The organism is Streptomyces sp. NPDC020489, from assembly GCF_044386545.1.
GTDB lineage: Bacteria > Actinomycetota > Actinomycetes > Streptomycetales > Streptomycetaceae > Streptomyces.
Window position 1 is genome coordinate 343,550 of the sequence record NZ_JBIRUZ010000005.1, and the last position, 11,689, is coordinate 355,238.

Genomic DNA, 11,689 nt, shown 5'->3' on the forward strand with positions numbered 1-11,689 from the left:
CCCGAGTAACCCCCCGGCGGACACCCAATCGTCCTTGGGCTGGTCTGGGAAAACTCCACCGTGCCCCGAGGCGTGGTCGGCCGGGGTCTCTCATCAGGTCTCTGCGACCGCTTCAGGTCACCGGGACCCCTTCGGGTCGCCGGGAACCCGCCCAGAAAAGGGCCGAGCTCCCCGCAGTGGTGCCGGAGAGCTCGACGGGGTCATGTGCGAACCCCTGCGCCGGGGCGGTGGCCCCGATCATGACCTGCCCTGCGGCAGCGTCACGCCGCCTCGATGTGCCGCGTCCCCCGCGAAGACGGACTGTGCTCGTCGACGGACGAGCCGGCGTCGTGGACCAGTCGAAGGTGACGGCGGCGGGCGTGGCGGGCCGCCGGCGGTCCGGCGGACAGCCAGCCCTCGACTCGGTCCATGGCGTACAACAGCACACCGAGGGCGGGCAGCAGAACAACGGCAACAGCGATCACGGCCCGGTTCCCTCCTGGTGGATGACCGGCCGGGTGCCCACCGAAGGCCGCCCCGGACCCGCATCAGGTGAAGGTCTGGTGACCACACGGTGCAGACCGTGTTCGGGCGGCGAGTCCGGCCGCGGCCCGAACGCGGAATCTGCCTGCGGACCGTGCACGGAATCCGGTGGCGGAAGCAATAGGCGGACACCTAGGCACCGGTGGACTTCGGGTCACCGGTGGACGCCCGTTCAAGGGCTGTCGCCACGCCAGTCCAAGTGCCTGCCGCCCGCCGCGCGGAGCACGTACAGCGCACGGCCGCCCGGGCCGTGGGCGCCTATCTCCGTGGGGAGTTGCACCCCCTCCAGCAGTTCCCGCTCGGGGCGGCCGGTGATGTCCAGCAACAGCCCGTCCAGCGGCCCCCCGACCAGTTCTGCGTAGTCACGGTCCGGCCGGGGCCCGGCATCGTCGTGGTCGGCGCCGTACACACGGCCCCGCATGATCTGCGACCAGTCCATGCAGGTCAGCATGGCACCCACCACTGACAACGCGGCGCCTGCGGACAGGCCTGCGGACTCTTACTTACCCGGGGGTAGGCCCAGCCCATTCCCTTGTTATACATTCCGTCTAACAAGGCGGTGGGCGGAGACCCGTACCGCACGCACCACAGCCGCATGCACCACAGACGAAGCATCACAGACGAAGACGGTCCGTCATCGAGACTGAGGAGTTGGGAGCATGGCAAGCAGCACCGCCCGGCCGCGAGTCGAGCGCGGCACTCCGGCCGGCGAGGTCGCCGGCCGACTGCTCGACTCGGCCGCGACACTCTCCTACGACCCCATCACCGAGGTGGACTGGGAGACCCCGCTGGACAAGGACTTCCACGGTGCCAGCCCGGAATGGAGCACCCTGTACGGGACTTCGTACTGGAACGAGCTCACCGACGCGCAGCGCAAGGAGCTGACGCGGCAGGAAGCCGCCTCCGTCGCCAGCACCGGCATCTGGTTCGAGATGATCCTCCAGCAGCTGATCCTCCGCGACGTCTACGCCAAGGACCCCACCGACGAGACGGTCCAGTGGGCCCTCACCGAGATCGCGGACGAGTGCCGGCACTCGATCATGTTCGCCCGCGGCGCCAAGAAGCTCCAGGCGCCGGCCTACCGACCGCGCCGGGTGGCGATCGAACTGGGCAGGGCCTTCAAGACCTTGGCGTTCGGCGAGGCCGCCTACGCGGCGATCCTCGTCGCCGAGGAGGTCCTCGACGTCATGCAGCGCGACTGGATGCGCGACGAGCGGGTCGTGCCCTTCGTCAGGACCATCAACAACATCCATGTGGTCGAGGAGTCCCGCCACATGAAGTTCGCCCGCGAGGAGACGCGCCGTCACCTGGCGAAGGCGGGACGGGTGCGCCGTCACATCCACGCGTTCGTGATCGCCGTGGCGGCCTACGTCATCGTGACGAGCATGGTGAACAAGTCCGTGTACGCCAACGCCGGACTGGACTCCGAGCGGGCGCTCGCCGAGGCACGCGCCAACGAGCACCACAAGGCCATGATGCGCTCGAGCTGCGCCGGCCTGATGGAGTTCCTGGCCACGACCGGGCTGCTGACCAAGCCGGCCCTGGCGTTCTACAAGCGTGCCCACCTGATCTGACCGACCCGACGGCAGCGTTGCCGAGCAGAGCGGACCCCATGACCTACGCGATCACCCAGACCTGCTGCGCCGACGCCACCTGCGTCACCGTCTGCCCGGTCAACTGCATCCACCCCACACCGCAGGAACGGGCCTTCGGCAGCACCGAGATGCTCTACGTCGACCCCAGGGCCTGCATCGACTGCGGCGCGTGCGCCGACGCGTGCCCGGTCGACGCCATCTTCCCCGTGGACGAACTCACCGGCCCGCAGAAGGCGTACGCCGACATCAACGCCGCGTACTTCGCCGATGCCCCGGCGCCCGAACCCGCCGAGGGCAGCCCGAACTTCCACGCCTGGGACAGCCCGACGTTCGACCGCGCCCTGCCGGCCGACTTCCGTCCCTTGCGTGTCGCCGTCGTCGGCACGGGACCGGCCGGCATGTACACCGCCCAGGACCTGCTGCTGCACACCAACGCCGAGGTCACGCTCATCGACCGGCTGCCGGTGACGGGCGGCCTCGTCCGCTACGGCGTCGCTCCCGACCACCCGGGGACGAAGGGGATCGGGGACGCGTTCGCCCGGTTCCACACCCACCCCCGGGTGCGGATGCTGCTGGGGCTTCAGGTCGGGGAGCACGTGACGGCGGACGAACTCGCCGCTCATCACGACGCCGTGGTGTACGCCGTCGGTGCCTCCGCCGACCGGCGGCTCGGCATCCCCGGGGAGGACCTGGCGGGGAGCGTGTCCGCCACGACGTTCGTGGCCTGGTACAATGCCCACCCGGACGTCGCGCCCGACGCGGTCGACCTGTCCGCCGAGCGGGTCGTCGTGGTCGGCAACGGCAACGTCGCCCTTGACGTGGCCCGGATCCTGGTCACGGACCCGGAGGAACTCGCCGGGACCGACATCGCCGACCACGCCCTGCGTGCCCTGCGCGGCGCCGCCGTACGAGAGGTCGTGCTCCTCGGACGCCGCGGCCCGCAGGACGCCGCCTGCACCCGCCCCGAGCTGCTCGCCCTGACCCAGCTGCCCGGTGTGCAGCTGGTCGTCGACGAGCATGACCCGCGCATCGCCGACGCCATCGACACGGCCGGGCCGCACGAGCCCGCCGCGCTCCTGCGTGCCGCACGGCGCGAGAAGGTCGACTGGGCGCAGCCACCTGCCCCGGGCCGCCGTATCGTCCTGCGCTTCCACTCCGCGCCCGCGGAGTTCGTCGGCACCGAGGACGCGAGGGTGCGGGCGGTGCGCGTCAGCGGTGCGGGTGGCGACGTACTGCTGCACGCCTCGACGGTGGTGCGGGCCATCGGCTACCGCGGCGCACCGGTGCCCGGGCTGCCCTTCGACGAGGCGACCGGAACCGTGCCCCACGACAAGGGGCGCGTGACCGGGCTGCCCGGCACCTACGTCGTCGGATGGATCAAGCGCGGCTCGTCAGGAGGTATCGGCGCCAACCGGACATGCGCCGCCGAAACCGTCGGCAGTCTGCTCGCCGATGCCGTGGACGGCATTCTGCGCGCCCCGGACCACACGCCGAAGTCCTTTGCGCGGCTGGCCCGCCGACGTGCGCCGCATGTCGTGGACGCCCGTGGCATGGCCGCCATCGACCGGGCCGAGCGCCTGCGCGGGGAGCGGGACGGCAGACCGCGCACCAAGCTCGCCACCGTCACGGAGCTGGTCACCGCCGCCCGGCGCCGATCGCCCCGCTGACCCGCAGTCGGTTCACCACATCACCCGGCACCCCGCCCGCAACAAGCGGCACGGGTGCCGGGCTGCGGCCTGGGCGGAGGCGGCGCCGGGCGGGTGCCCGGCAGCACGCGCCCCCACTCACGTGGATCACGCAGGCGTCGCTCGCCCCATACGGATCACGCAGCCGTCAATCGGCGCGTACCGATGGAGCAGCCGTCAATCGGCGCGTACCGATGGAGCAGGCGTCACTCGGTCGTCTCGCCTCGACGGCGGGCCCGTGCCCGCAGCCCCGCCTCTCTCGCCTTGCCGTTCAGGCGATCCCGTCCCCAGGACGCCAGGAGGGCCAGCGGCGTCGCGAGCAGACCGATCAGGAGCGCCGGCCCCCAGTCCATGCCCTCCCTTCGGTAGTGCATGAACAGCACGATCACGGCGTAGGTCAGCACTACCAGCAGAGCGATCTTCAACGGCTTCGGCACAGTCATGACCGTTCAAGTACCCCTGTTCCGCGATGACATGGCGGTCGGCGGTCGGGGCCAGGCAGGGCGGTGCGCCGGTGGGCGGCAGCCGCCACGGCTGGATGTCAGTGGTCAGCGCAGCACGGGGTCGGCTCCGGTACCTCGAACGGGACGAGGGCGCCCCCGGCCGCCGGCATGGCCGTCAGTACGAGCTCCCCGTCCTGCCACTGCGGGCGCACGTGGTCGCGCGTGACGAGCGGCGTACCGGGGTCCGGCGGGCCGGGGGCGCCCAGTACTGTCACCCGGTCGATCGCGGACCGCGCGAGCACATCCGCGACCGTCAGCGTGCCGGTGAGGGCGGCGCCCCCTGGATACAGCACCGCACGGCCCACCGGATCCGGCACACCGTCCCGCACCTCCAGACCCCGGGCCATGAGCCGCTCCTGGACGGTGCGCACGAACGGCTCGACCGGCAGGGTGAAGGAGAGAACGACGCGCGGCCGGTTTCCCCGCACCAGGTGGGTGCAGCCGAACACGCCCTCGGCGAGGGCGAGTTCGGCCGCCAATTCATGAAGTACGTGATCGGCCGCGCGCAGCTCCCGAACACCGGGGTCCACGGTGAGGGCGTACCGCGTCACGACGGCAGCACCCAGATCGGGTTGGAGTAGAACCACAGGTCGAGCCACGGGTCCGCGTCACCCACGACGTCGATCGCCGGACCCGCCGGGTCGACCGCCGCACCCATCGCCCCGACGGCGGACCGGTTGCCGTCGCTGCCTCGCAGACGGACGTACAACGGGTCTTCCACGCGGCCGAGTTGGTACGTCAGCCGGACCACGCCGGAGGACTTGTCCACCTCGAACGAGCGGACCACCTTCGCCGTCGGGGCGGTGAACGTGTCCTTGTCCGCGACCGGACCTGTCACCGCGCCCCGGATGACGTCCACGCGTGCCAACCTGGGCACGAATCCGGCCCAGTTGGGACCTCCGGCCAACGCCACATCGACCGTCAGCGTGACGTTCGCGCCCCTCTTCACATGGAGGGCGCCGCCGAGCGTGGCCCAGCGGCCGCCGCCCGAGACCCTGGCGTCCAGACCGCCGAGAAGCTGCCCGTGGTCCACCCAGACGCGGCCCGCGCGGATGCCGTCCATCACCGCGGCGTAGGAGAACCCGTCGGCGCCCACATGCGTACGGCTGTACTGGCCGGGCCAGTAGTCGCCCTGGGTGATGTCGATCTTGCCGCCGTACACCGGGTCCTCGTACCGGCCATCGGCGTTGAAGTCTCCGCCGGGTCCACGCACCGCGGTGTCGCCGTAGACCTGGTGGCTGTCGCTGTTGGCGGTGATCCACCACGGCTTGCCCTCGGCGAGAAGGCTGTCCCACAGTCCGCCGACCGTGGCGGTCATCCAGTCGAAGCCGCCCCAGGTGCGGTAGCTCTCCAGGGGGTAGCCGGCGAAGGAGGCGGCGCTGGGACTGTTGTCGTAGATGCCGCGGGCGCGGGCCATGCCGAGGGGGCCGGGGAGACCGGCGGCCTGGTGGCCCGGGGCACCCTCGAACCCGACGGCTATCTGGCGGCCCGCGCCGGTCGCGTCCCGCCAGCCGCGGATCTCGTGCGGGGAGTCGACACCGCGCCGCGCCGGGTGGTTGGCGAGCATCAGCGCGTCCTTCACCTTGCGCCTGCGCACCTGTTCGGCGAGGAAGGTCAGACCCGCGACGGCCAGCGCCTCGTTGGCGGGCGTGGAGTCGCTCGCGCCCTTCACGCTGCCGTCGTAGTCCGTCTCGAACTGCTTGAGGACGGCGACCTCGTTCTTGCCGGGGTGCACGAAGACGGTGCCGTGCTCGGCGGCCGGGATGTTCCACTCCAGGCCCTGGAAGACGAGCGTGTCCTCGTGGGCGGCCCGGGCCTGCTGGATGTCCGGGTTCACCTTGTCGACGCCGATCCTGGCGTGCGTCGCACTGCCGTGGTCGGTGATGACCATCCAGTCCAGACCGTGGCGGGCGCCCTGGCGGACCTGGTCGACGACACGGTACTTGCCGTCGCTGCTGTACTGGGTGTGGATGTGGTGATCACCGGCCAGCCACAGGAACCCGTGCGATCGCCGACCGCCGGAGGGGGCGCTCGCGGTCGCGGCGGCGGCCGGCGTGGCGCCGCCGAGTACATTCCCGGCGGCCAGCCCCGCGCCGAGCAGTCCGGCCCGGCGCAGCAGAGTGCGGCGCGACCGCTGCTCGGGGGTGAGGGCATCGTCGGGTACGGCGGTGTCGAAGGCCGCGGGCAGGGCGGGAGCCGCCTCCTGCGCGTGACTGTGACCGTGGTCGTGGTCGTGTCTGTGGTGGTGATGTCCGTGACCCATGACGCCTCCTGGTTGCCGCTGCCTTCTGCGGCTGCCTTCCGCCGCGCGACCGCGCCGCGTGTGTGGAGGATCGAGCCGATAGATGAACGGTGAACGAGCGGGGAGTGGCCGACAGACGCCTCGGACGCGGCGGATCATCATTCCCCTCCGCCGCCCCAACGACCACCGCGCGCCGCACAGTTGGCCAGTCGGAGCCGATGGCGGTCATGAGCGCGAGACACCGCTCCGCGGCACCGGGAGCCGTACGGAAGACCGGCTTTCGGCGGAGGGCCACGGTGCCTCGGTCGCCGGACAGCCGAGGTGACCTCCGATGACCTCGCGACCGGGACCGGTGTCACACGCCGGCACGTGGAGGTGACCCGCTGGACGAAAGTGGCGCGGGCCGTGCAACCCTGCGACAGCGGCGGGAGTCTAGCGAGGGAAGGACTGGGCCTCCTCGCAGGAACCGTCCCTTTACCACGTCTCACCAGAGGATTTCCCCATGCCCATGCCCCCGCGCCACCGTCGCGCCTCTCGTACTGCTGCCGGCGTCCTGGGTGCCGCCTGCCTGATCGCGCTGGCCGCGGCTCCCGCCGCCTTCGGCGATGAACCCGGGCCCGAACTGGTCGCGGGCGGCATCCAGGCAATCGACGGGGTCAAGCCGGGCGGCGCTTTCGAGATGCGGGCCACCGTGGCGAACAAGGGCGTGGCGACCGCCGAGAAGGTGTGGGTCTCCTACTCGGTCACCCGGGGCCTCGACTTCGCGGCGGTGCCCTCCAACTGCCTCGTGCAGCACATCCCGTCCTACGACGAGATGCCCGAGAGATGGACCGCGGCATGCGCGTTCGACCAGGCGGTGGAGCCGGGCGCCGTCTACACCACGGACAAGCCCGTGGACGTCAAGGTGCTGGACCGCGCGCTCAACGAGGAGATACGTGTGCGGGTCGAGGCCGTCCAGCCCGCGCCTGACGACAACGGCACCGAACCGGTGGCGGGAACCGCGCCGGCGCTGAAACTGGTCCAGGCACCCGCCGGGGACGCGGGCTCGAGGAGCGTTGTCGACATGCCGGTCACCGCCGTCAACACGGCCGATTACCAGGTGACGGGTGACGCGCTGAAGGGGCGCGTCGGTGACACGGTGACGATGAAGGCGACGTTCACCAACGCCGGGCCGGCCTGGGTCTGGCCCAGGGAGGGGGACAAGGCCGTCAGCGTCCGCATCACACCTCCCGCCGGGACGTCCGTCGTCAAGCGCGGCCAGTTCTGCCAGGCCAGGGGTGCGGAGTATGTGTGCGGCATGCGGTCGCTCCACGAGGGCAGCGGAGAGACCTACACCTTCCACCTGAAGATCGAGAAGCGCGTGCCGGACGCCACGGGGTCGGTGGCGCTGAGCAGCGAAGCACGGCCGTTCGACCCCAACAAGGAGAACGACAGGGCCGACATCACGCTGGACGTCACGGGCGGTACGCCGACCGGCCCGACGAGCAGCCCGACGAGTGGTCCGACCAGCAGCCCGACCAGCAGCCCGACCAGCAGCCCGACCGGTGACCCGAGCAGCTCGGCGGGCGGGTCGTCGTCGATCGGCGGCGGCGGCGGGGTAACGCCGGACGGCGGTCATCTTGCCGAGACCGGCTCCTCGACGCTGCCGATCAGTGCCGCGGCCGGGGCCGCCCTGGTCGCGGGTGCGGGCACGCTCATCATCGTGCGCCGCCGCCGGGAGCAGGGCACGAACTGACGACCGTACGACGCGCTCGCTGGTGTCCGGTCCGGACTTCGGGCCGGACACCGACGCGCTGCCTTCCTACGGAGTACGGCGGTCCGAGGCGGTGACGGTGCCGCGGCCGCGCCGGTGAGGCCCACGCAGTGAGTTGCCGCCGCCCCGCCCCGGAGCGGCCCACCTGACGGCGCCCCCGCCCCGACCGGCCGCCCCCGGTACGGACACGGCAGCCCACGCCATCGGAAGGTTGCGGCCCGGCCCCTCTCCAGGCCACCCTCGTGCGCGCGGGTCTCGACCGGGCACCGGCCCCACTTCGCGCCCGCACCGGGCCGGCCAGTTCGTCTCCCCGATCCGCACCCGCCGCCCCGAACGCGCGCAAAGCCGGATACCGGCGCTTCGCCATCCCCCTGGCCCGGCCCTGCCCGGCCCGTCCCGGACGCCGAGGCCAGCCCGGCACGCTGCCGCACGGTTGTACAGCAAGCCAATGGCGCCTGAAGGAAAGGGACTTCACCCTCACGGCGCCGATCCCCCGGGCACCGAGGCAGAATTTCGCCGCCCGACAGGCGACACCGTGACCGCGCCGCCCGGAACACACACCTACACGGTCGAGCAAACCTGACGGGGCACGCCCCAGGTGTCCACTCGACTCTGCCGCGGAGGCAAAGCCCCCCCGCAACTCAGGGAGCCCGCACCAGGGGCGGTTCCCCCCAGGAGACTGCCAGCGCCTGCCGCAACGCGTCGACGGCGGCGGCGCCGATGCGTTCGGCCAGCACGCCTTCGATCACGGCGAGCGCGGCCTGGGCCCGATGATGGACGCGGACACCCTCCCCGGTGGGTCGGATCAGGCGGCTGCGGGCGGAGGCGGGGTCGGGGACCTGCTCCAGCAGGCCCATGCCGATCAGGCCGTGCACGGCCTGGTGGACGGTCTGGCGGGTGACGCCGATCCGGCGGGCGAGCTCGGAGATCGTGGTGCCGTCCTCGTCCAGGGTGGCGAAGACGGCGGCCTGGGCGACGGTCACGGGCTGTTCGCCCGCGGCCTCCATGCTGGCCAGCAACGCGTCGTCGAACCACCGCTTGGCCTCGGTCAACAGCTGGGGCAGGTTCGGCGCGGGCGTGATCATGACTCCTCGGCGGGACGGGGTGTCGAGCATAGCGAGACAGATCACCGACGGGCACCGCGAAACAGATCACCGACGAGCACGCGAGACGGATCACCGACGGCCCCGGGCGGCAGAACCGGCTTCCTCACAGAGGGGCACCCCGACAGCGTAATGTCAGGTAGCCTGACATTCTTGCTTCCTCGTCGCACCGGAGGTCTTCCATGACCATGGAGTTCGCCACCCGCTACCGCCCCCGCTCCCGCATCCCCGTCGAGCCGGGCAAGCCGTACTTCATCGAGAAGGGCATGGGCGACCGCTCGCACCTGTTCACGGACCTGGTCACCGTCTACGCGGGCGGCGAGCAGACCGAGAACGCCTTCAACTTCTTCACCGTCGAAGGCCCCAAAGGCGACCTCATCCCCGCCCACTCCCACGCCGAGACCCACGAGGTGTTCTACGTCACGGACGGCGCGGTCCGGCTCTTCGTCGAGGACCTCCAGGGAGAGCAGTACGAAAAGCTCCTCACCGCGGGCGACTTCGGATTCGTGCCCAAGAACTGCCCGCACGCCTACCGCATCGAGCGCCATCACAGCCGGATCGTCGGTGTGGCCGCCGGCCCGGGCGGCACCTTCGAGCGGTTCTTCGAGAACCTCGGCACGCCCACCGAGGAGCTCGGTCTGCCCGCACAGCCCTACGTGCCCGAGCCGCACAAGTTCGGCACCGTGCCGCGCGAGTACGACGTGCGGTTCCTGCCCGACCACCAGTGGCGCACCGGGAGTTGAGCGCGATGGCGTACGTCCACGCGCTGCTGGCCGGGGCGCTGGTCGGCGTGCTGTACGCGGCACTGCGCGTCAAAGCCCCCGCTCCCCCGCCCGTCGCACTGGCCGGCCTGCTTGGCATCCTGCTCGGGCAGAGCCTGCTGGAGAAGCTGTGAGGCCCGCGCGCCGGGCTCGCGCCTCCGCGTACGGCCGCCGCATCGTGATCTCCTTCGCCGCCGGTCTGGCGATGGGCGCCCTGTACTGGGCCTGGGACCTCAGGGCGCCGGCGCCGGCCCTGCTCGGGCTCACCGGGCTCCTGGGCATCGGCGTCGGGGAACGCGCGGCCACGGCGCTGGGCGTCCGGGTGGCCCGCCACCGCGCCCCTCCGGCCCCGCCCCCGCCACCCCTGGCCCGCCTGCCCACTGCACCTGCCTGCCGACCGCACCGCACTGACCCGCACGCCCGTTCCCTTCGAAGAGAGTGCCCGCCCATGCCCCTGTCGCCTGAGCTCGCCGCCCTTCTCGCCGCGCCCGCCCCCGTTCGGCTGCCGCTTGTGCCCGCCGCGCACCCCGCCCCGGGCACAAGACTGTTGCGCGGCGTCGTCTACGCCGCTCCGGAAGGCATCCGGCCACTGGAACTCGACCTGTGGCTGCCCGAGGAGCCGCGAGGAGCGGTGCCGGTCATCGTCTACCTCCACGGTGGCGGCTGGCGGACGGGCACCCGTACGGACATGGGACCGCGCTTTCGTACCTGGCTGCCCAGCCCCTTCGCCCGCCTCGCACAGGCCGGGTTCGCAGTCGCCAGCCTCGACTACCGGCTCACCGGCGAGGCCGTCCACCCCGCCCAGCTGGAGGACGTCACCGCCGCCATGGCCTATCTCGACGCCCGCGCCGACGAACTGGGCCTGGACACCGACCGGACCGTCACCTGGGGCGAATCCGCCGGAGCCCATCTAGCCGCCCTGCTGGCCCTCACCGCCCCGGTGCGCGGCTGCATCGCCTGGTACGGGCCCACCGACCTCACCACGCTGCCCGAGCAGTCCCGCCCCGGCGCCTACGACCCCGCCAGCCCCACGACACGCGAGGCCCTGCTCATCGGGGCGCCTCTGGCGACGGCCCCGGACCGCGCCCGGGCCGCCAGCCCGGTCACCCATGTCACCGCCGACGCCCCGCCCTTCCTCATCCTGCACGGCACCGACGACACGCTCATCCCGCTCGCCCAGGGCGAGCAACTCGCCGCGGCGCTCCGACAGGCCGGCGCGCACGTCGACTTCCGCCCCGTCCCTGGTGCCGACCACGCATGGGCGGGCCTGTCGGACGAGGACGTCGAGCAGTGCTTCGCCACGTCCATGGCCTTCGCCGGCTCACTCCTCGGCACGCCGCACACCCGCGCCGGAGGCCGGCAACGCTGACGGGACCCCGGCCCCGAAGGGGGGCGCTTGTCCATGTTTCCGCCCGCACCTCTGAACGGGCGGCCACAGTTCACGCGCCAGGCCTGGCACCTGCCCCCCACTTCGGATATGTCATGTCTCTGCCACATCACCCCCAGTGTCGGAGCGAAAGGACCC

The 11,689-nt window shown here is 71.8% G+C and carries 12 protein-coding genes; 6 read left to right on the forward strand and 6 right to left on the reverse strand.

Annotated elements, in window-relative coordinates:
• Positions 1-260: 260 nt before the first annotated feature.
• Both ACH41F_RS15510 and ACH41F_RS15515 read right to left on the reverse strand, forming a co-directional pair.
• Positions 261-464: a hypothetical protein gene (locus ACH41F_RS15510; protein WP_391230990.1), complete on the reverse strand. Its 204-nt coding sequence runs from the start codon at positions 462-464 to the stop codon at positions 261-263.
• A 230-nt stretch (positions 465-694) separates the two neighbouring features.
• A complete protein-coding gene (locus ACH41F_RS15515) occupies positions 695-961 on the reverse strand; it encodes a hypothetical protein (protein WP_391230989.1) in 267 nt (88 codons plus the stop codon).
• A 220-nt stretch (positions 962-1,181) separates the two neighbouring features.
• On the opposite strand from ACH41F_RS15515, the gene ACH41F_RS15520 reads away from it, so the two are divergent.
• Positions 1,182-2,096, forward strand: a complete 915-nt coding sequence (locus tag ACH41F_RS15520; RefSeq protein ID WP_391230988.1) for a diiron oxygenase — start codon at positions 1,182-1,184, stop codon at positions 2,094-2,096.
• Between the two features lie 38 nt (positions 2,097-2,134).
• Positions 2,135-3,784, forward strand: a complete 1,650-nt coding sequence (locus tag ACH41F_RS15525) for an FAD-dependent oxidoreductase (RefSeq protein ID WP_398835842.1) — start codon at positions 2,135-2,137, stop codon at positions 3,782-3,784.
• 224 nt (positions 3,785-4,008) lie between these two features.
• Here the strand turns inward: ACH41F_RS15525 and ACH41F_RS15530 are convergent, their stop codons facing one another.
• From ACH41F_RS15530 to ACH41F_RS15540, 3 genes are all read right to left on the reverse strand, one after another.
• The gene (locus ACH41F_RS15530) at positions 4,009-4,245 is read right to left on the reverse strand and encodes a hypothetical protein (RefSeq protein ID WP_398835845.1); all 237 of its coding nucleotides are present in this window, start codon (positions 4,243-4,245) and stop codon (positions 4,009-4,011) included.
• A gap of 98 nt (positions 4,246-4,343) precedes the next feature.
• Entirely contained in the window at positions 4,344-4,856 is a 513-nt protein-coding gene (locus ACH41F_RS15535) for a hypothetical protein (protein WP_398835847.1), read from the reverse strand.
• The gene (locus tag ACH41F_RS15540; protein ID WP_398835850.1) at positions 4,853-6,568 is read right to left on the reverse strand and encodes a PHP domain-containing protein; all 1,716 of its coding nucleotides are present in this window, start codon (positions 6,566-6,568) and stop codon (positions 4,853-4,855) included. Before ACH41F_RS15540 ends, ACH41F_RS15535 begins: the two co-directional genes overlap by 4 nt.
• Before the next feature lie 481 nt (positions 6,569-7,049).
• Between ACH41F_RS15540 and ACH41F_RS15545 the strand changes: the two genes are divergently transcribed.
• Entirely contained in the window at positions 7,050-8,282 is a 1,233-nt protein-coding gene (locus tag ACH41F_RS15545) for an LPXTG cell wall anchor domain-containing protein (protein WP_398835853.1), read from the forward strand.
• Positions 8,283-8,941: 659 nt separating this feature from the next.
• Here ACH41F_RS15545 and ACH41F_RS15550 read toward each other — a convergent pair.
• Positions 8,942-9,385 carry a MarR family transcriptional regulator gene (locus tag ACH41F_RS15550; protein ID WP_391230982.1) on the reverse strand — a complete coding sequence of 148 codons (444 nt, stop codon included), beginning with the start codon at positions 9,383-9,385 and terminating at the stop codon, positions 8,942-8,944.
• 200 nt (positions 9,386-9,585) lie between these two features.
• Here ACH41F_RS15550 and ACH41F_RS15555 point away from each other — a divergent pair, with 200 nt between their 5' ends.
• From ACH41F_RS15555 to ACH41F_RS15565, 3 genes are read left to right on the forward strand one after another with little or no spacing between them, the layout of a single operon-like run.
• Positions 9,586-10,146 carry a quercetin 2,3-dioxygenase gene (locus ACH41F_RS15555; protein WP_398835856.1) on the forward strand — a complete coding sequence of 187 codons (561 nt, stop codon included), beginning with the start codon at positions 9,586-9,588 and terminating at the stop codon, positions 10,144-10,146.
• A 5-nt stretch (positions 10,147-10,151) separates the two neighbouring features.
• Positions 10,152-10,298 carry a DUF1427 family protein gene (locus ACH41F_RS15560; RefSeq protein ID WP_391230980.1) on the forward strand — a complete coding sequence of 49 codons (147 nt, stop codon included), beginning with the start codon at positions 10,152-10,154 and terminating at the stop codon, positions 10,296-10,298.
• Positions 10,295-11,533 (forward strand): DUF1427 family protein, encoded by a 1,239-nt coding sequence (locus ACH41F_RS15565; protein ID WP_391230979.1) that lies wholly within the window; start codon positions 10,295-10,297, stop codon positions 11,531-11,533. Before ACH41F_RS15560 ends, ACH41F_RS15565 begins: the two co-directional genes overlap by 4 nt.
• Positions 11,534-11,689 lie beyond the last annotated feature (156 nt).